Source organism: Serpentinimonas barnesii (genome assembly GCF_000696225.1).
In the GTDB taxonomy this organism is placed as follows: Bacteria; Pseudomonadota; Gammaproteobacteria; order Burkholderiales; family Burkholderiaceae_C; genus Serpentinimonas; species Serpentinimonas barnesii.
Window position 1 is genome coordinate 1 of the sequence record NZ_BAWN01000024.1, and the last position, 19,245, is coordinate 19,245.

Below are 19,245 nucleotides of genomic sequence, written 5' to 3' on the forward strand. Positions count from 1 at the left end.
TCTGGCTCTGGCTCTGGCTCTGGCTCTGGCTCTGGCTCTGGCTCTGGCTCTGGCTCTGGCTCGGCTGCCGCTGCCCTGGCGGCCTTGCGCTTCACCCCCCCGGCCCCGGCGCTGCAAGCCATCCACCAGCGCCTCAAGGCCGAATTCGACCCGCACGGCCTGTTCAACCCCGGCCAGTGGGGCTGGGGCTTGTGAGCGCCTGGCGCTCCATGCCAGCCCTCCGAACCACTCCACCCCCACCTTTAACCCGCCCAGCCCCGCGATGCAAACCCAACTCGCCCCCCCCTACCTGGGCAGCCCCGATGGGCAGACGGCCCAAGACATTTTGCGCAAATGCGTGCATTGCGGTTTTTGCACCGCCACCTGCCCCACCTACCAGTTGCTGGGCGACGAGCTCGATGGCCCACGCGGACGCATCTACCTGATCAAACAGGTGCTCGAAGGGGTCACCCCGACCGAGCGCACCCAGCAGCACCTGGACCGCTGCCTGACCTGCCGCAACTGCGAAAGCACCTGCCCCAGCGGCGTGGAGTACGGCAAACTGCTCGACATCGGGCGCAAGGCCGTGGCGGCGCAGGTGCCGCGCTCCAGCCCCCAGCGCGCGCTGCGCTGGCTGCTCAAAGAGGGCTTAACGTCGCGCGCGTTTGCCCCCGCCATGCGCCTCGGGCAGGCCGTGCGCCCCTTGTTGCCGGCGGCGCTGCGCGCCAAGGTGCCGCAGCGCGTGGCGCCGGGTCCGTGGCCACAGCGCCCACATGCGCGCCGGGTGCTGCTGCCCGAAGGCTGCGTGCAACCGGCCATGCTGCCGCACATCAACCACGCCAGCGCGCGCGTGCTCGACGCCGCCGGGCTGCAGGTGCTGCGCCTGCCCCAAGGCGGCTGCTGCGGTGCGCTGCGGCTGCACCTGGACGACCACAGCGGTGCCTTGGCCCAGATGCGCGCCAACATCGACGCCTGGTGGCCGCACGTGCGCCCCGACAGCGCGCAGCCGGTGGAGGCCATCGTCAGCAACGCCTCGGGCTGCGGCGTGCTGCTCAAAGACTACGGGCACCAGTTGCGCCACGACCCGGCCTACGCCGCCAAGGCGCAGCGGGTGAGCGAACTGGCGCGCGACATCAGCGAACTGCTGCCCGATCTGCTGCCCGCCTTGCAGCGCAAACTGGCCCTGGCCGATGCAGCCCGCAGCCCCGCCGTGCCGCGCCCCAAGCTGGCCTACCACCCACCCTGCACCTTGCAACACGGGCAGCAACTGCGCGGCGGGGTGGAGCAGGGTTTGCGGGCGCTGGGTTTTGAGGTGCAGACAGCGCGCACCGAGGCGCACCTGTGCTGCGGCTCGGCCGGCACCTACTCGGTGCTGCAAGCGGGCTTGTCGAGCCAGTTGCGCGAGCGCAAGCTCGGGCACTTGGGCGAACTGGGGGCCGAGCAGATCGTTTCGGCCAACATCGGCTGCATCACGCACCTGCAAAGCGGCACCCAGACCCCGGTGCGGCACTGGATCGAGGTGCTCGACGAGGCGCTCACAGCCGCCGCCGAGGCGGAGGCCGCCGCCGTTTGAGGTAAGCTGGCGCCATGCCGCGCCCCATTCACGCCACCATCCACCTGCCTGCGCTGCAGCACAATCTGCAGCGCTGCCGCCAAGCGGGTGGTGCGGCGCGGGTGTGGGCGGTGCTCAAGGCCAATGCCTATGGGCACGGCATCGAGCGCGTCTATGCCGCGCTGCGCGGCGCCGATGGGCTGGCGCTGCTGGACCTGAGCGAGGCCGAGCGGCTGCGCGCCCTGGGCTGGCGCGGCCCCATTTTGCTGCTCGAAGGCGCTTTCGAGCCGCGCGACTTGGAACTGTGCTCGCGGCTGCAACTCTGGCACGTGCTGCACCGCAGCGAGCAGATCGACTGGCTGGCGGCGCACAAGACCGAAGCGCCGCAGCGCGTGTTCCTTAAGCTCAACTCGGGCATGAACCGGCTCGGCCTGCGCCCCGACGCCTTTCGCGCCGCTTGGACGCGCCTGAGCCGCCTGCCCCAAGTCGAAGAAGTCGGGCTGATGACGCACTTTAGCGACGCCGACGGCCTGCGCGGCGGCCAAGAAGGCGTGCGGCACCAGATCGACACCTTTGTGCGCACCACCCACGACCTGCCCGGCGAGCGCAGCCTGTGCAACAGCGCCGCCCTGCTGCGCAACGGGCTGGCGCTGCATCTGGGCAGCGGCCCCGAGGTGCAGCCGCTGGCGGCCGACTGGACCCGCCCCGGCATCGCGCTCTACGGCAGCGCGCCCGATTTTCCCCAGCACAGCGCCGCCGACTGGGGCCTGCAAGCCACCCAGACCCTAGCCAGCCAACTGATCGCGGTGCAAGACGTGCCTGCGGGCGAAACCGTGGGCTACGGCTCTACCTACAGCGCCACCCAAGCCATGCGCATTGGCATCGTGGCCTGCGGCTACGCCGACGGCTACCCGCGCCACGCCCCCGGCAACAACGCCCACGGCGGCCCGGTGTTGGTGCGCGGCGTGCGCACGCGCTTGGTCGGGCGCGTGAGCATGGACATGCTGGCCGTCGATCTGGGCCCGGTCGAAGCGCACTTGGGGCCTTGCCAGCCCGGCGACGAGGTCACGCTCTGGGGCCGCAGCCGCTGCGGCGCGCTGCTGCCCATCGACGAGGTGGCGCAGGCCGCCGGCACCTTGGGCTACGAGCTGATGTGCGCGCTGGCCGCCAGGGTGCCGGTGTCGGTCGAGCCGCTGCCCTGAGGCCCTGATGCCCTTCGCAGACCTTCGCAGCACCACAGCACCTCAACCCCCACACTCACCCCGCCAGCCCCGCACCCTCTGGTCAGCGGTGACGGCACCCACACTCTGTACTCACCTTCATGGATGCCTGGACCCTGACCCTCCTGCTGGCCAGCGCCGGCTTTGCCGCCGGGGCGCTCAACGCCATTGCCGGCGGCGGCAGCTTTCTGACCCTGCCGGCGCTGCTGGTGGCTGGCCTGCCGCCGATCGTGGCCAATGCCACCAGCGCCTTGGCCGTCAGCCCCGGCTACTTGGGCAGCACGCTGGGCTTTAGGGCCGAGCTGGCGCAACTGCCGCGCCGGCGGCTGCTGCGCGAAACGCTGCTGTCGGCGGCGGGCGGTGTGCTGGGGGCCTTGTTGCTGCTGCTCACCCCCTCCGAGGTGTTTCGTGGCCTGATTCCGTGGCTGCTGCTGTTTGCCACCGCCCTGTTCTTGCTCGGGCCCTGGCTGGCGCAGCGCCTGGTGCGGGCCGGCGCTCAGGGCGAACCCGGCTGGCGCAACCCCGGACTGCTGGCGGTGGCCACCTACGGCGGCTACTTCAACGGCGGGCTGGGCATCTTGCTCATGGCCCTCTACAGCGCCAGCGGCGAAAAGAACCTGCACACCGCCAACGCGCTCAAAAACCTCAACTCGCTGGTGCTCTCGCTGGTCTCGGTGCTGACCTTTGTGCTCGCCGGGGTGATCGCTTGGGGCCCGGCGCTGTTGATGATGGCCGCCGCCACGGCTGGCGGTTACGTCGGGGCACGCCATGCGCGGCGCCTGTCGATGCGCAGCGTGCGCGCGGTGGTGGTCTGCACCGGGCTGGTGATGAGCGCCTTGTTTTTCTGGCGCGGCTGAAGGGCCTCCGCTGTTGCCCCGTGGCCCTCAGAGCTTGAAGGTGCCCACCACCCGATCGAGCTCGGCCGCCTGCTCTTGCAGCGAACTGGCAGCAGCGGCGGCTTGCTCGACCAGCGCCGCGTTTTGCTGCGTCACGTCGCTGATGTCGGACACCGAGCGCTTGACCCCTTCGATGCTTTCTGCCTGCTGCGCCCCAGCGGCGGCCATGTCGCTGATCAGGTGCGTCACTGCTTGGATCGACTGCACCACCTCGGCCATGGTCTGGCCGGCGCGGTGCACCTGCGCGGTGCCGGCTGCGGTTTGCTGCACCGAGGCGTCGATCAGCGCCTTGATCTCGCGCGCCGCCTGCGAGGAGCGCTGCGCCAGCGCACGCACCTCGGCGGCCACCACCGCAAAGCCGCGCCCTTGCTCGCCCGCGCGCGCCGCCTCCACGGCGGCGTTGAGCGCCAGAATGTTGGTCTGAAAGGCAATGGCGTCGATCACTGCAATGATGTCGGCCACCTTGCGCGACGAGACCTCGATCGCCTCCATGGTCTGCACCACCTGCCGCACCGAATCGCCGCCCCGGCCGACCACCGCCGAAGCCGTTTGCGCCAGCGCATCGGCCGAGCGCGCGTGCGCCGCATTCTGACCCACCACTCCGGTGAGTTGCTCCAGCGCACCCACGATCTGCTCGGTCGAGTCGGCCTGCAAGGCGGTGCGCTGCGACAAATCGTTGTTGCCGCTGGCGATGTCGCCAGATGCCGCGAGGATCGACTCGGTGCCGTTGTGCACGCGCCCAACCAGCTTGCGCAGGCTCAGCGTCATGTCGCGCAAGCCCGCTTGCAGTTGGCCGATTTCGTTGCGCGAGTCCACCGCCACGTCTTGCGACAAATCGCCGCCCGCGATGTCGTGCGCTAGCCCCACCGCGCGGCGCAGCGGCCGCGTCACCATGCTGTTGATGAAGGGGTAGATCAAGAGCAGCACCGGAATGCTGGTCAGCAGCGCCAGCAGGATCGACTGCCAGCGCTGCATGGCCAGCTGCTGGTTCACCTCGGCCAGCGGCACGCGCATGCTCACGGTGCCCAGCACCGTGTTTTCGGGCACGGCGTGGCAGGTCATGCAGTTCTTGCCCAAGTAGTTGCTGGCGTTGAGCGTGGGCCGGATCACGCGCAAAAATTCGCCGCGCTCGTCTTGCAGCACCTCGGCGTATTCCTGCCCGGTCTCGATCACCCACTGCTCGGCGGCGTCGGGGCGCAGGTTGTTTTCGGTGCCGGGGCCAAAGGTTGCCGCCACCCCAGGCCCGCGCACCACCCGCACCTCTTCGATGCTGCCCAGCTGGTTGAGCTGGTCCAGAAACAACTGGCGCTGGTCGATGGTGCCGGTCATCATCATGCCGGTCAGGCCGGCCATGGTGGCGTCGTGCAGGCTGGAAGTAAACACCCGCGCCTGCTCGATCGCCGCCTGGCGCGCCGTGTGGCCCTGCCAGACGATCACCGCGGTCCAGACCAGCAGCAAGGCCACGGCGATGGTGAGCAACAGTTGGGCCCAGATGCGGGTACGGGGTGGGGCGGTCATCAAAGTCTCCGTTGATCGAGAATGGGCCGGCACACCCGATCCAAGACGCGCATGCTATGCCACATGTACGCGCACCTATTTGCGCCAAATCAAACAGATTTAATTTAGACTGCGCACTTTACGCACCTGCCTGCAGCCACGCCGCCGCGCGCTCGCCGATCATGATCGAGGGCGCATTGGTGTTGCCGCCGATGAGCGTGGGCATGATCGAGGCGTCGGCCACGCGCAGCCCCTGCAGGCCGTGTACACGCAGTTGCGCATCCACCACCGCGCCTTCATCCGCCCCCATGCGGCAGGTGCCGACCGGGTGGTAGATGGTGTCGGCGCGACTGCGGATTAGCTGCTCCCAAGCCACCTCCCCCTGCAGTTGCTCGTCATACAGCGGGGCACCGCGCCAAGGCTGCAAGGGGCTGCGCAACAAGATCTCACGCATTTGCTGTGCGCCCCGGCTCAGCAGATGCAGATCGCGCGCATCCGACAAAAAGGCCGGGTCGATCAGGGGTGCCGCCAGCGGATCGGCGCTGCGCAAGCCAACCCGACCCCGCGCATGCGGCCGCAGCACGCACACGTGGCAGCTAAAGCCGTAGCCCCAATGCAGCTTGCGTGCGTGGTCATCGACAATGCCGATGCAAAAATGCAGTTGCAGATCGGGGCGCGGCTGCTGCGCATCGGAGCGCCAAAAGGCCCCGCCTTCGGCGCTGGGTGAGCTCAGCAGCCCGCTGCCGTCGCGGCGCCACTGCCGCCAGCCCTGCCACTGCTGCCAGGCGGCACCGAAACCGATGCCAAACAGATCGGTGCGGCTGCTGCGGTACGAGAGCGTCAAGTCCAGATGGTCTTGCAGGTTCTGCCCCACCCCGGGCAGGCGGTGCACGAGCGGGATGCCGTGGCGCTGCAGTTCGTCTGGCGGCCCCACGCCCGAGAGCAACAGCAACTGCGGCGACTGCAAGGCCCCAGCGCACAACACCACTTCGCGCCGGGCGCGCAGGCTGATGTGGCGGCCGCGCTGGCGCGCCTGCACCCCCACGGCACGCCGCCCCTCGAACAGCACCCGGGTGGCGTGGGTGCGGGTGAGCAGCGTGAGGTTGGGGCGCTGCAGCACCGGGTGCACAAAGGCCGCCGCCGCCGAGCAGCGCTGGCCGCGCCGAGCCGGGTCGTGGAACTGCGTCACCTGGAACCGGTAAGCCCCCTCCTGCTCCTGCCCGTTGTAGTCGGGGTTGGGCGCGATGCCTTGCTGCGCGCAGGCCTCGATGAAAGCCTGCGTGACCGGGTGCGGGCTGACCTGATCGGCCACGTGCAGCGGCCCCCCAACCCCGCGCCATTCGTTGGGGCCGCGCTGGTTGTGCTCGCTGCGCATAAAAAAGGGCAGCACCTCGGCGTGCGACCAACCCGCCGCCCCGGCTGCGGCCCAGTCGTCGTAATCGCTGCGGTGGCCGCGCGCATAGAGCATGGCGTTGATGGCCGAGGAGCCGCCGAGCGCCTTGCCGCGCGGCTGGTAGCCGCAGCGCCCGAGCAGGCCCGGCTGCGGCACGGTCTCGAAAGCCCAGTTGTTGTACTTGAAGGGGCGCGCGGGCAGCATCGCCACCACCCCGGCGGGCAGGCGGATGGCCAGGTCGCGGCCGTCGCCGCCGGCCTCCAGCAGCGCCACCGTCACGGCCGGGTTTTCGCTCAGGCGTGCGGCCAGCACGCAGCCGGCCGAGCCGCCGCCCACAATCAGGTAGTCGAAGGTGTCGTGTTGGGGATCGGGTGTCATATTGACTGCACGGTGTACGATGATGAACCGGCTGCGGCGCAATTTAACGGCGGTCACAAGCCTTGGCGGCACCACCACCCGAGCACGCCACCGCTGCGCCATGCTACACCAATCCCATCCCCCACCACAGCCACGCCGCACCATGCCAGACAACAGCCCCTACGACCCCGAACTGGGCGACTGGCAGACCCTCACCAGCTTTGCCAACCCGACCGAGGCTTGGCTGTTGCAAGGCCGGCTGCAAGCCTGCGGCGTGCCAACCATGGTCGCCGACGACCAGATGGCACAGATCTATTCTTTGCTGGCGCAAGCCATTCCGGCGCGCGTGATGGTGCCGCAGCAGCGACTGACCGAAGCCCAAGCGATCTATCAGGCCTTTTTGCGGGGCGAATTTGCGCTGCGCGACGACGACCCCGCTCCGTTCGGGTAGCCCGTTCGGTTTGCAGGCCGCCGACGCTGCGCGGGTAAATCCCTATGCACAAAAGCGGCGCGCCTGCTTATGATCAATAGGATTGTTGGTGCAAGCGGCTTCTAGCCCTTGCATGCACAAGGTCAGAGGAGACAACCCTGAACGTCGAACAACAGCGTTAGCTCGGTCAAAGAACCGATTCCGAAACCAAGGGCCGCAAGGCCCAAACCTCGCCAGCCCCGTGCTGGCGTTTTTATTGGGCGCTTGCCTAGACGGCCTGCACTCAGGCCCGTGTATCGAGCAAAGAGCCCAGCGCTTGGTCCGTCTTGAGCGCCATGCGCACCGCCAGCAAGTTGGCCGCGAAGTCGGTGGCCGCGACGCGCTGCTGCACCACATCTTGAACCAGATCGGCGCCGGGTTGGGGCAAGCGCTCGACCTGCGCGACCACCCCGCTGGGCATTTGGGCCTGCTGGCGCACTTGGCTGCGCTGAAACCCCGGCGTTTGGGCATTGGCCACGTTGTGGGCCGCCACATCCAGGCGCAATTGCGCCGCCCGCATGCCTGATAGTCCGGTTAGCGCCAAGTTTTGCACGATGCGTAGGGGTGGGTTGGTGTGGCTGGTTTGCCGCAGTGTAAACCGCCCAAGCCAGCGCTGCAAGCCTGTTGCCCGAGTGGGGCCAAGTCTGGGCACAATACGCTTAGGCGGTGGAGCGAGTCGCCCCCTAGCCCCTCTGATCTACATTATTCACGCTTACCGTTGCTTCTGCCATGTCTCAGCCCCTACTTGACGAACTTGAGCGCGCCCGGCGCAGTGGCCCGGTGCGCGACATCCTGATTCCGCCGTGCCCCGAGCTGCTGCGACAGTTGCAGCAGGCCATGGCCGAGGCGGAGCCCGATTTGGTCGAGATCGACCGCATTGCCAGTTCCGACGTGGCCATGGCTGCGGCCTTGATGCGCCACGCCAACAGCCCCCTCTTTGCCCTAGAACACCCGGTGCAAACGGTTGGACGCGCCATGACGGTGCTGGGTTTGCAGGCCGCGGTGCAGTTGCTTAGCGGCTTTCTGGCGCGCCGGGCGCTGCCGGTGCATTCGCCCCTGTTGCGGCATTTCTGGGACACCTCGACCCGGCGCGCACTGGCCTGCGCACACATCAGCAGGCAACTCTACGACCTCGACGCCGGGCTGGCTTACAGCGCGGGCCTGTTTTGTCATGTGGGCATGCCGGTCATGCTCGGAGGCCTCAAGGGTTACGGCAGCACCATCGCCGAAGCGCTGGCGCGGCGCGACCGCAGCTTTTCCCAGACCGAAGAGGCCAACCACCGCACCGACCATGCGGTGGTGGGAGCAATCGTGGCCCGCACCTGGAAGCTGCCGACCGAGGTGGCGCTGGCGGTGCGGCTGCACCACGATTTCACCTGCCTAGGCGATACCCGCATTGGTGCCCCAGTGCGCCAACTGGTGGCGCTGTTGCTGGTGGCCGACTACCTGGTGCTGCAGCACGAGGGCGTTAATGCACCGGCCGACTGGGCCCGTTGCGGGGCCGCCTGTTTGGCCCATTTGCAAATCGATGCCGCTGAAGTGGAGCACTGGATCGACGAGTTGCACCCGGTCTTTGAGGCCGTCTCCCTGCACTGAACACCCGACCCGGCTCAGAGTGGGTGCTCGGTGTAAAAGCGCCCGCCGTGGTAGAGCAAGGGCCGGGCATCTGGCCGATGCTCGCAGCGCTCGACCGCACCGACGAAGATCAGGTGGTCGCCCTCGGCGTGCTGGCTGTGGTGTCGGCACTCGAAGCGCGCCACGCCGCCGGCCAGCAAGGGCACACCGGCGGGGCTGGGCTGGTGCTCCACCCCGGCCCAGCGGTCGATGCCGGGGGTGGCGAAACGCAGTGCCAGGTCGCGCTGCGAGGCCGCCAGCACGTGAATGGCAAAGTGCCGGGCATCCCGAAACACCGGCAGTGCGTTGGAGCGCAAAGCCAGACTCCAGAGCACCAACGCCGGCTCCAAGGACACCGAATTAAAGGAGTTCACCGTCAGCCCGACCGGGGAGCCATCGACCGCTCGGGTGGTGACGATGGTCACGCCGGTGGCAAAGCGGCCCAACGCAGCGCGCAGGTCCTGCGGGGAAGGGTGGGGTGCGTTGGTGCGTGGCGTCATAAACGGGCTAGATTGTCACCGAATCTGCCCCTGCGCCCATTTGCACTCAAGGCGCAAGGGATTTATGCCGGTCCGTACTCGGGGCTTTGCCCACTCATCTGACGGGCCAGCGCGCGCCCCGAGCCGGCCCCCAGCGTCCAGCCCAAGGTGCCGTGGCCCACATTGAGCCACAAGCCGCCGATGCGGCTGGGGCCGATCAGCGGCACGTTGCTGGGGGTGGTGGGGCGCAGGCCGCACCAAAAGTTGGGCGCACCGCCTTGTTCAGGCAAACGGGTGTCGGCCACACCCGGGAACACCGCCTCAATGCGCTGCAACAGGCGCGCGCAGCGTGCCCGTGCCAAGGGGGTATCGAGCGCGTGGTCCATGCCGGCCAGTTCGAGCGTGCCCGCGACCCGCAACTGGTCCCCCAGACGCGAGACGGCGATTTTGCATTCGTCGTCGATCAGACTGAGGGCCGGCGCGCGCTCGGGCCGCAGCAGGTTCAGGGTGGCGCTGTAGCCTTTGCACGGATAGACCGGCAAACGCAAGCCCAAGGGCCGAGCCAGCGCCACCGAGTCGCTGCCGCAAGCCAGCACAAAGGCATCGGCCTGCAGCACCCGGGTCACGCCCGTGCGCTGGTGCCGGATCACCGCCCGCTTGAGCACCCCGCCTTCGAGCGCCAACTGCTCGATCAGGTGCCCATACAGCAGGTGCGCCCCCGCGCCTTGGCAGCGCAGCGCCAGCGCCTGGGTGAAGGCGCGCGCATCGCCATGCTCGTCGGTGCGGGTGTAACAGCCGCCCAGCAGGCGCTCGGCAAAGGGCTGCAGGGCCGGCTCGAGCTGCAACAACTCGTCGCGCCCGAGCTGGCGCCGCTGGACCCCGAGCGCCTGCATCATGTCGGTGACGCGGGCCGCGCCGCGCAGGCTGGCGGCGTCGGTGCAATAAAGCGCGATGCCGCGCTGGCTGCGCTGGTACTCGATGCCGGTCTGCTGCACCATCTGCTCCAGGGTGGTCTGGCTGTAGCGCGCCAGCGCCACCAGTTGGCGCAGGTTGCGCTCGAAAGCGCTGTGCGTGCACTGGCGCAAAAAACGCAACAGCCACGACCACTGGGCCCGGTCCCACTGCGGCCGCAGCAGCAAAGGGGCTTGGCGCTGCAACATCCAGCCCAAGGCCTTCAGGGGGGTGTCGGGGTGGGCCCACGGCGCGCTGTAACCGACCGAAATTTGGGCCGCGTTGGCAAAGCTGGTTTCCAGCGCCGCATCGCTTTGGCGGTCCACCAGCGTGACCTCGTGCCCGGCTTGCAACAAATGCCACGCACTGCAGGTGCCGATGATGCCAGCCCCGAGAACGACGACGTGCATGCAAGCTCCTTTCGTGGGCCGCTTGGGGCCCGTTGTGTCGTTGATTTTGCCGCATTCCCCAGCTCCATCCCCACCACCGGCCCAAGTGCCTGTTGGCAGGGCGCTCCGATCAGGCTGCGGGCCGCGGGCATTCGATCAGTTGCTGCGCCAAAAATCCGGCTTGTTCGTTTTTGTCTGCGTAACCCAGTGGGTTGGCCACCACCCGGCAGCGCCCCACCGTGTAATCGTGGGCGCAGTGCAGGTGGCCGTGCAGCCACAGGTCGGCCAGCGGCAACAGCTCGTCGAGGGCGTTGCAAAAACCGGCGCTGCCCGGATTGAGCCCGTAGCGCGGGTCGTGGCTGCGCAGGCTGGGGGCAAAGTGCGTCACCACCACGGTCGGGCCGGGGTGCGCTTGCGCCAGCGCCTGGCGCAACCAGTGCTGGCACAGCAGGGCTTGCTCGCGCATGGCCGCGGCATCAAAAACCTGGCCGTGGCGCAGCGTTTGCATTTTGTGCAGATAGTGGTTGGCGGCCCGAAAGGCGCGCTCGCGCAGTTTGAGCCGCCGCGCCTGCGGGTCGGCTGGCAGGCCGCGCCCACTGTAGGGCCGCTCAGCCAAGGCGTCAAAGTCGCTCCACAAGGTGGTCCCGACAAAACGCACGCCTCGGTAAAGCCACTGCTCGCGCTCCAGCCAGACGATCCCCAGCCGCTCGCAGCAGGCGCGCAGGGCCTGGTGGGTGGCGTCGAAATCGAGCCCGTCGTACTCGTGGTTGCCCGGGCAAAACAGCACCGGCGTGGGCCAGCCCGCGTACTGCGGCAAGGGTGAAAACCGGCGCAAGCCCCAGTCGGGCTCGCTCATCAGGGGCGGCGCGGGGGGCGATGGCTGCGGCTGCGGCGCATGCGGCTGCACCCGGTCAGCAGCCGGGCTGGCTGTGGCAGCCGGGGTGGCGCCTGGGGCGGTTTTGGGCGCCGATGCGCGTTGGTAAGACCCTATGTCGCCCGCCAGCACCAGCACATCCGCACCCGGCGCGGGTCTGGCTTGCCAACCCGGCTGAACCTCAAGGTGCAAATCGCTCAGGAGTTGTATTTTCATGGAGCAAGGCGGGTCGTGCGACGAAGGCGAACCCAGTCAGCCTGCGCCCCTGCAAGGGGTCGAAATGGAGCTGCGAATGTAAGGGATTGAAAAAGGACTTGGCAAGCATCTAGGGTTTACCCTAAGATCGGGGCCTGATTATGCTGCATTGCAGCAAAAGGACTGTGATGACGACTTCATCCCCCTCTATGCCGGCCCGCTCAGCGCTGGGTGATGCCGCACCAACACCTGCAAGCCCGGCCAAGCCCGCGCCTGCGCGGGCCCGACCCGGCCTAGGCATTGCGCTCGCGGAGCGCCCACGCATCTGGGTGCGCCCACTGGCTGCGCTGCTGCTGTCGCTGGGCGTGGTCTTGCTGGCGCTGGCCAGCGAGCGGCTGCTGAGCGAGCGGGCCAACGATTATCTGCTGCTGGCCTGGCTGGCTCTGTGGCTGCTGCTGTTTGCTGGCTGCCTGTTGCTGGCCGGCACCACGCGCCGCATGGCCCAGCGCTGCGCCCATGCGCTGGACCACTGGGCCCGGCGACGCGCTCAGGCCCGGGCCGACGCCCGGTTTATGGCGCTGGCCAAACACGATGCCCGCTTGCAGACCGAATTGCGCGTGTCGCAGGATGGGCCATCGGTTGCGTCGGATTGAGGCCAGCGCCCACGCGCCCTGCCCCATAATGCCGTCACCCCCTTAGCCTAACCCACGCACCAATGAACGAAGCCCACCCTCCGCTCTGGCTGCGCCGCGCCCTGATTGCCGCGCTGCTGAGCGTGCTGCTGCTGGCCGGTCTGGTGGTGCTGCAGCCCTTCGTCACCGCCGTCGCCTGGGCGGCGATCTTGGTCTATGTCTCGTGGCCGCTGTACCTGCGCCTGCTGGCCCGCTTCCATGGCCGGCGCGGCTGGGCCGCGTTCGCGATGACGATGGGGCTGGCGGTGGTCCTGGTCGCAGTGCCGGCCTGGCTGCTGTTCATGCTGCAGCGCGAAGGGTATGGCGCGATGCGCGACGCGGTGGCCCTGTTGCGCGCCGGCGTCGAGCTGCCGGAACCGCTGGCGGCCATTCCATGGCTCGGCCCTTGGCTGCAGGAGCGGCTGGCGCTGCTCGGCGGCGACGGTGAGGCACTGGGCCGCCAGCTTGCCGCCATGGGCGAGCAGTGGGGGCAGTGGCTGGGCGCGCATGCGGTCGGCCTGCTTGGCGATCTGGGCCTGAATGCAATGCGCTTTGCGATCGCCTTGCTGACCGCCTTCTTCTTGTTCCGAGACGGTGCGGAGTTGATTGCGCAATCGCGTCAGGTGTTGCACAGCCTGCTCGGTGCGCGCGTGCAGGCCTACTTCAACGCGGTCGGTGACACCACCCGCGCCGTCGTCTACGGTCTGTTGTTGGCGGCCATCGTGCAGGGCTTCATGGCCGGGCTGGGCTACTGGGCGGTGGGCATCTCGGCGCCGGTTTTTTGGGGTGCGGCGACCGCAATGCTGGCGCTGATCCCGTTCGGCGCAACGCTGATCTGGGTGCCGATGGGGCTGTGGCTGCTGCTCACCGGCCACGTCGCCGCCGGCATCGGCCTGCTGCTCTGGGGCATGCTGGCGGTGAGCTGGATCGACAACTTGGTGCGCCCGCTGATCATCAGCGGCGTGTCCAAGGTGCCGTTCCTGATCGTGTTGTTTGGCGTGCTCGGCGGGCTGGGCGCGTTCGGCCTGATCGGGCTGTTCGTGGGCCCGGTCATCTTGGCGGTGCTGCTGGCCATCTGGCGGGAATGGGCCAACACGGAAGCCGCCGCCGCGCGGGCAGCGGAGGCAGCGGAGGCAGCGGAGGCAGCGGAGGCAGCTGACGCTGCGCCCACTGATTTGCGCAAAAGCCCTTAAGCGTCCGCGCCGGCCACCAGCCGCTGCTCCAGCTGCGCCTTGACCGCCAGCAACTCGGGCGGCAGGTGGTGCGCCAGTTGCTCGAAGTGTGCGCCGTGGCTGGCCAGTTCTTGCGCCCAGTCGGCGGCGTCGATGTGGCTCACGGCCTCGAACTGCTGCGCGCTAAAGGCCAGCCCGTCCCAGTTCAAATCGGCGTAGCGCGGGCTGGTGCCAAAGGCGTGATCCTGCCCCTCGGCTTGGCCTTCGAGGCGCTGCAGCATCCAGTGCAGCACGCGCATGTTGTCGCCAAAGCCGGGCCAGACGAACTTGCCGTCAGCGCCTTTGCGAAACCAGTTGACGCAAAAAATGGCTGGCAGGCGCGCCCCACTGGCCGCCAGCCGGGCCCCGAGATCGATCCAGTGCTGGAAGTAGTCGCTCATGTGGTAGCCGCAAAAGGGCAGCATGGCGAAGGGGTCGCGGCGCACCACGCCTTGCGCGCCAAAAGCGGCGGCGGTGGTCTCAGAGCCCATGGTGGCAGCCATGTACACGCCCTCGTTCCAGTTGCGCGCCTGCGTGACCAAGGGCACCGTGCTGCTGCGCCGGCCGCCGAAGATGAAGGCGTCGATCGGCACCCCGGCCGGGTCGTCCCAAGCCGGGTCGAGCGCCGGGTTGTTGGTGGCCGACACGGTAAAGCGTGCGTTTGCGTGCGCCGCCTTGGCACCGCTGTCTTGGGCCAGTTGCGGCGTCCAGTCGCGCCCCTGCCAGTCGATGGCGTGCGCCGGGGCTGGGCCCATGCCTTCCCACCAGACGTCGCCGTCGTCGGTGCGCGCCACGTTGGTGAAAATCACGTCGCGCTCGAGGCTGCGCATGCAGTTGGGGTTGGTCAGGGTGTTGGTGCCGGGGGCCACGCCAAAGTAGCCCGCTTCGGGGTTGATGGCGTACAGGCGGCCATCGGCGCCGGGCTTGATCCAGGCGATGTCGTCGCCCACGGTGCTCACGTGCCAGCCCTCGAAGGCCTTGGGCGGGATCAGCATGGCGAAGTTGGTTTTGCCGCAGGCGCTGGGGAACGCGGCCGCAACGTGGTACTTTTTGCCTTGGGGGTTGGTCACGCCCAAAATCAACATGTGCTCGGCCAGCCAGCCTTGCTCGCGCCCCATGGCCGAGGCGATGCGCAGCGCCAGGCATTTTTTGCCCAGCAGCGCGTTGCCGCCGTAGCCCGAGCCGTAGGACCAGATTTCGCGCGTCTCGGGGTAGTGCACGATGTATTTGGTTTGCGGGTTGCAAGGCCAAGCCACGTCGGCCTGCCCCGGCTGCAGCGGTGCGCCCACGGTGTGCATGCAGGGCACGAACTCGCCCTCGCGGCCCAGCACCTCATAAACCGCGCGGCCCATGCGCGTCATGTGGCGCATGTTGACCACCACGTAGGGGCTGTCGGAGAGCTCGACCCCGATGTGCGCAATCGGCGAGCCCAGCGGCCCCATGGAGAAAGCGATCACGTACAGGGTGCGCCCGCGCATGCAGCCTTCAAACAGCGGCTGCAAGGTGGCGCGCATCTGCGCCGGGGCCATCCAGTTGTTGGTCGGACCGGCGTCTTCGGCCTTTTCGGAGCAGATGTAGGTGCGGTCTTCGACCCGAGCCACGTCGGAAGGGTCGGTGCGGGCGAGGTAGGAATTGGGGCGCTTGGCTGGGTTCAGGCGCTCCAGGGTGCCGGCATCGACCATCTGCTGGCACAGGCGGTCGTATTCGGCTGGCGAGCCGTCGCACCAGACGATGCGCTCGGGTTGGCACAGGGCGGCCATGTCGGCCACCCAGGCCAGCAGGCGGGCGTGTTTGACCCAATCGGGTGCGTTCAGGGCCAGGCCCGACATCGCAGGTGCGTTCATGCAATCGACTCCAGAGACTAAAAAAACGGATGTGGAAAATCCCCGCTGAGGGACTTGCCGGATCCGTTTTGTGGCCTTGTGAGAAAGCGCCATGCGAGCCGCTTGGGTTTAACCTTGAATTTTATGAAAGGTGCGTGAAATTGGCTGGATTTTCTCATGCAAGACTTGCATAAACTGATGCCGCCTCTGCGCCTGTGTTTGACTTGGCCTCGGACCGGCCACCACTGGGTCGGTTTCAGAGCCGGCGTTCCAGCACGCGCAGCACTTCGGCGCCATAGGCCTGCAGTTTTTTCTGCCCCAAACCGGGGATGCCTTGCAGATCGGCCAAGGTGCGCGGCAGGCGCTGCGCCAGCGCCTCCAGCGTGGCGTCGTGAAAAATCACATAGGCGGGCAGGTTGTGCTCGCGCGCCACTTCGGCGCGCCAGGCTTTGAGGGCGGCCAGGGTTTCGCGCGCGGCCAGCGGCAGCGTGCTGGCGGCGCTGCTGCGCGTGCGCGCCGATGCGGCGGGCGCGGTGCGGGTGCTGGCCTGCAATTTCAGGTACACGCTCTGCTCGCCCTTGAGCACGGCGCGTGCGCCCTCGCCCAAGCGCAGGGTGTTGAAGTGCTCGCCATCGACCCACACCGCCGCACGCGCAATGAGCTGGCGCAGCAGGCTGCGCCATTCGCGCTCGCCCAGTTCGGCCCCGATGCCAAAGGTGCTCAGGCGCTGGTGCCCGTGCTGCTGCACCTTGTCGGTGGCCTTGCCGCGCAAAATATCGATCAGGTGCCCAGCCCCAAAGGCGCTGCCGCTGGCCTGCTGCACCCGAAAGATGCACGAGAGCAGCTTGCGCGCCGCCTCGCTGGCGTCCCAGGTTTGGGGCGGAGCCAGGCAGTTGTCGCAGTTGTGGCACGGGCTGGAGGCTTGCCCAAAGTAGCCCAGCAGGCGCACGCGGCGGCAATCGCTGGCCTCGGCCAGGGCCAGCAGGCCGTCGAGCTTGCCGCGCATGGCTTGCTTGAATTCGTCGGCGGCCGGGCTGGCGTCGATCAGGCTGCGTTGCTGGATCACGTCTTGCAGCCCGTAGGCCATCCAGGCATTGGCCGGCTGGCCGTCGCGGCCGGCGCGGCCGGTCTCTTGGTAGTAGCCCTCGATGTTTTTGGGCAAGTCGAGGTGCGCGACAAAACGCACGTCGGGCTTGTCTATGCCCATGCCAAAGGCGATGGTGGCGACCATGATCAGCCCCTCTTCTCGCAAGAAGCGGTCTTGGTGGCGCTGGCGCGTGGCGGCGTCGAGCCCGGCGTGGTAGGGCAGCGCCTGCAGGCCGTGCGCCGCCAGTTGCGCCGCCACGTCTTCGACCTTGCGCCGCGACTGGCAATAGACCACGCCCGCGTCGTGCTGCAACTGGCCATTGAGCTGGCTGCTGTGCTCGCGCTCGATAAAGCGCAGCAACTGCTGCAGGCTGTCTTTTTTCTCGACGATGGCGTAGCGGATATTGGGCCGGTCGAAGCTGCTCACAAAGGTGCGCGCCTGCTGCAACTGCAACTGCTCGACGATGTCGGCGCGGGTGAGGGCATCGGCGGTGGCGGTTAGGGCGATGCGCGGCACGCCGGGAAAACGCTCGTGCAGCGCCACCAGACTGCGGTAGTCGGGCCGGAAATCGTGCCCCCACTGGCTCACGCAGTGCGCCTCGTCGATGGCAAACAGGCTCAGGGTGCCGCGCTCGTACAGGGCTTGCAGTTGCGCCATGCAGCGCGCCGTGGCCAGCCGCTCGGGGGCGGCGTAGAGCAGGGTGAGCGCGCCGCTCATCATGCGCCGCTCGACCGCTGCGGCCTGCTCCGGGCTTAAGCTGGAATTGAGGTAGGCCGCCTCCACCCCGGCTTCGAGCAGGGCCCCCACCTGGTCGTGCATGAGCGCGATCAGCGGCGAGACCACCACCGTGAGCCCATGCCCGGCGCGCTGGCGCACGATGGCGGGCACCTGGTAGCAGAGCGATTTGCCACCGCCCGTGGGCATGAGCACCAGCGCGTCGCCGCCCGCGCTCAGGTGCGCCACGATCTCGGCCTGCGCGCCGCGAAAGGCGGGGTAGCCAAACACCTCTTGCAGCACCTGCAAGCAGGGGTCGGCGGTGGCCTGCGGCCCCAGAGGTGCCAGCGCCGCCTCAGTCACGGGCGGCGATCACATCTGCTCCCAAGGCAGGCCGTCAAACCGCCAGCCGTTGCGGGTGGAGCGGTGAAAGTTGGCATCCAACTCGCCCTCGAAGCCGTGCAGCACGTGCGCCACTTGGCCAAAGCCAGCCGCCTCCAGCGCCGCCCCGGCGTCGAGGGTGCGCTTGCCGCTGCGGCAAATCAGCAGCAGCGGGCGCTCTTTGCTGCCGGCTTCGCGCTCGACCTGCTGCACGAAACGCTGCGCATCGGGGCGCAGTTCGGGGTATTCGTACCACGGCACCTGCACCACACCGGGCGGTCGGCCCACGTAGAGCGACTCGACTTCCATGCGCACATCGACGAACAGCGGGCGTTGCTCAGCCGGGCGATCGTTGTGGCTTTGCAGCCAGTCCCAAGCCTGGCGGGGTAAAAAGTGTTGCATAGGGGCTTATTCTCGCCGCAGCAGCCGCGCCGCCTCGCGCGCAAAATAGGTTAGCACGCCGTCGGCCCCGGCGCGCTTGAAGGCCAGCAGGCTCTCAATCATCACGGCATCGTGCGCCAGCCAGCCGTTTTGCGCCGCCGCCTTGAGCATGGCGTATTCGCCGCTCACCTGGTAGGCAAAGGTGGGCACGCGGAACTCGTCTTTCACGCGGCGCACGATGTCGAGGTAGGGCAGACCCGGCTTGACCATCACCATATCGGCCCCTTCGGCCAAGTCGAGTGCCACCTCGCGCAGCGCCTCGTCGCTGTTGCCGGGGTCCATCTGATAGACCTTTTTGTCGGCGCGACCCAGGTTGGCGGCGCTGCCCACCGCATCGCGAAACGGCCCGTAAAAGGCGCTGGCGTACTTGGCGCTGTAGGCCATGATGCGCGTGTGCACCTGACCCTGCGCCTCCAGTGCCTGCCGGATGGCGCCGATGCGGCCATCCATCATGTCGCTCGGGGCCACGATATCGACCCCGGCCGCCGCCTGGCACAGCGCCTGCTGCACCAGCACCTGCACCGTGGCGTCGTTGACGATGTAGCCGCTGTCATCGAGCAGGCCGTCTTGGCCGTGGCTGGTGTAGGGGTCGAGCGCCACGTCGGTCATCAGCCCCAGTTCGGGAAAGCGCGCTTTCAGCGCCGCCACCGCGCGCGGCACCAGGCCCTCGGGGTTGCAGGCTTCGCGCCCGTCTGGGGTTTTGAGGGCTGGGTCGATCACCGGAAACAGCGCCAGCGCCGGAATGCCCAGCTCCACACACTCCTGCGCCACCACCAGCAGCCGGTCCAGGCTCAGGCGCTCCACGCCGGGCATGGAGGCCACCGGCTCGCAGCGCTGGCTGCCTTCGAGCAGGAACACCGGGTAGATCAGGTCGTGCGCCGTGAGCTGGTGTTCGCGCACCAGGTTGCGGCTAAAGGCATCGCGGCGCAGGCGACGCGGCCGCGACAGCGGAAAAGGGGCAGGGGGCTGGCTCATGCGCGTATTGTGGCAAACTCCGCCGCACAAATGCGCGGGCCTTGAGGGTCGCAAGCGCCTTGCATGTGTTTTTTCAT

General features: G+C 68.1%; 17 protein-coding genes and 1 pseudogene. 8 read left to right on the forward strand and 10 right to left on the reverse strand.

Going from position 1 to position 19,245, the window contains the following annotated elements:
* The 4 genes and pseudogenes from SRAH_RS12880 to SRAH_RS07755 all read left to right on the forward strand — a co-directional run.
* Window positions 1-195: pseudogene (locus SRAH_RS12880) on the forward strand (hypothetical protein); the annotation flags it as partial.
* 67 nt (window positions 196-262) lie between these two features.
* The gene (glcF, locus tag SRAH_RS07745; RefSeq protein ID WP_029462773.1) at window positions 263-1,552 is read left to right on the forward strand and encodes a glycolate oxidase subunit GlcF; all 1,290 of its coding nucleotides are present in this window, start codon (window positions 263-265) and stop codon (window positions 1,550-1,552) included.
* A gap of 14 nt (window positions 1,553-1,566) precedes the next feature.
* A complete protein-coding gene (gene alr, locus SRAH_RS07750) occupies window positions 1,567-2,733 on the forward strand; it encodes an alanine racemase (RefSeq protein ID WP_029462774.1) in 1,167 nt (388 codons plus the stop codon).
* Window positions 2,734-2,852: 119 nt separating this feature from the next.
* Window positions 2,853-3,608 (forward strand): sulfite exporter TauE/SafE family protein, encoded by a 756-nt coding sequence (locus tag SRAH_RS07755; protein ID WP_029462775.1) that lies wholly within the window; start codon window positions 2,853-2,855, stop codon window positions 3,606-3,608.
* Between the two features lie 27 nt (window positions 3,609-3,635).
* Here the strand turns inward: SRAH_RS07755 and SRAH_RS07760 are convergent, their stop codons facing one another.
* On the reverse strand, window positions 3,636-5,165 hold the full coding sequence (locus SRAH_RS07760; protein ID WP_029462776.1) for a methyl-accepting chemotaxis protein: 1,530 nt from the start codon (window positions 5,163-5,165) through the stop codon (window positions 3,636-3,638).
* Between the two features lie 118 nt (window positions 5,166-5,283).
* Entirely contained in the window at window positions 5,284-6,915 is a 1,632-nt protein-coding gene (locus tag SRAH_RS07765) for a GMC family oxidoreductase (protein ID WP_029462777.1), read from the reverse strand.
* Between the two features lie 142 nt (window positions 6,916-7,057).
* On the opposite strand from SRAH_RS07765, the gene SRAH_RS07770 reads away from it, so the two are divergent.
* Window positions 7,058-7,345 carry a putative signal transducing protein gene (locus SRAH_RS07770; protein ID WP_052369134.1) on the forward strand — a complete coding sequence of 96 codons (288 nt, stop codon included), beginning with the start codon at window positions 7,058-7,060 and terminating at the stop codon, window positions 7,343-7,345.
* Between the two features lie 262 nt (window positions 7,346-7,607).
* On the opposite strand, the gene SRAH_RS07775 is transcribed toward SRAH_RS07770, so the two are convergent.
* Window positions 7,608-7,916: a flagellar basal body protein gene (locus SRAH_RS07775; RefSeq protein WP_029462779.1), complete on the reverse strand. Its 309-nt coding sequence runs from the start codon at window positions 7,914-7,916 to the stop codon at window positions 7,608-7,610.
* A 176-nt stretch (window positions 7,917-8,092) separates the two neighbouring features.
* Here SRAH_RS07775 and SRAH_RS07780 point away from each other — a divergent pair, with 176 nt between their 5' ends.
* Entirely contained in the window at window positions 8,093-8,959 is an 867-nt protein-coding gene (locus SRAH_RS07780; RefSeq protein WP_045476721.1) for an HDOD domain-containing protein, read from the forward strand.
* A 14-nt stretch (window positions 8,960-8,973) separates the two neighbouring features.
* On the opposite strand, the gene SRAH_RS07785 is transcribed toward SRAH_RS07780, so the two are convergent.
* From SRAH_RS07785 to SRAH_RS07795, 3 genes are all read right to left on the reverse strand, one after another.
* Window positions 8,974-9,477, reverse strand: coding sequence for a flavin reductase family protein (locus SRAH_RS07785; protein ID WP_029462781.1), 504 nt, complete (start codon window positions 9,475-9,477; stop codon window positions 8,974-8,976).
* Window positions 9,478-9,539: 62 nt separating this feature from the next.
* A complete protein-coding gene (locus SRAH_RS07790; RefSeq protein WP_045476728.1) occupies window positions 9,540-10,817 on the reverse strand; it encodes a D-amino acid dehydrogenase in 1,278 nt (425 codons plus the stop codon).
* A 109-nt stretch (window positions 10,818-10,926) separates the two neighbouring features.
* A complete protein-coding gene (locus SRAH_RS07795; protein WP_045476731.1) occupies window positions 10,927-11,886 on the reverse strand; it encodes a metallophosphoesterase in 960 nt (319 codons plus the stop codon).
* Between the two features lie 188 nt (window positions 11,887-12,074).
* On the opposite strand from SRAH_RS07795, the gene SRAH_RS07800 reads away from it, so the two are divergent.
* Entirely contained in the window at window positions 12,075-12,518 is a 444-nt protein-coding gene (locus tag SRAH_RS07800; protein ID WP_149028951.1) for a hypothetical protein, read from the forward strand.
* Window positions 12,519-12,580: 62 nt separating this feature from the next.
* On the forward strand, window positions 12,581-13,729 hold the full coding sequence (locus SRAH_RS07805) for an AI-2E family transporter (protein WP_076607007.1): 1,149 nt from the start codon (window positions 12,581-12,583) through the stop codon (window positions 13,727-13,729).
* On the opposite strand, the gene SRAH_RS07810 is transcribed toward SRAH_RS07805, so the two are convergent.
* The 4 genes from SRAH_RS07810 to hemB form a co-directional block, all read right to left on the reverse strand.
* Window positions 13,726-15,591, reverse strand: coding sequence for a phosphoenolpyruvate carboxykinase (GTP) (locus SRAH_RS07810; protein ID WP_029462786.1), 1,866 nt, complete (start codon window positions 15,589-15,591; stop codon window positions 13,726-13,728). The two genes, SRAH_RS07805 and SRAH_RS07810, sit on opposite strands and share 4 nt — an antisense overlap.
* A 235-nt stretch (window positions 15,592-15,826) precedes the next feature.
* Window positions 15,827-17,734, reverse strand: coding sequence for a DNA helicase RecQ (recQ, locus tag SRAH_RS07815; RefSeq protein WP_232841015.1), 1,908 nt, complete (start codon window positions 17,732-17,734; stop codon window positions 15,827-15,829).
* A 9-nt stretch (window positions 17,735-17,743) separates the two neighbouring features.
* Window positions 17,744-18,154, reverse strand: a complete 411-nt coding sequence (locus SRAH_RS12640; protein WP_029462788.1) for a rhodanese-like domain-containing protein — start codon at window positions 18,152-18,154, stop codon at window positions 17,744-17,746.
* A 6-nt stretch (window positions 18,155-18,160) separates the two neighbouring features.
* Window positions 18,161-19,168 carry a porphobilinogen synthase gene (gene hemB, locus SRAH_RS07825; protein WP_029462789.1) on the reverse strand — a complete coding sequence of 336 codons (1,008 nt, stop codon included), beginning with the start codon at window positions 19,166-19,168 and terminating at the stop codon, window positions 18,161-18,163.
* Between the last annotated feature and the right edge of the window lie 77 nt (window positions 19,169-19,245).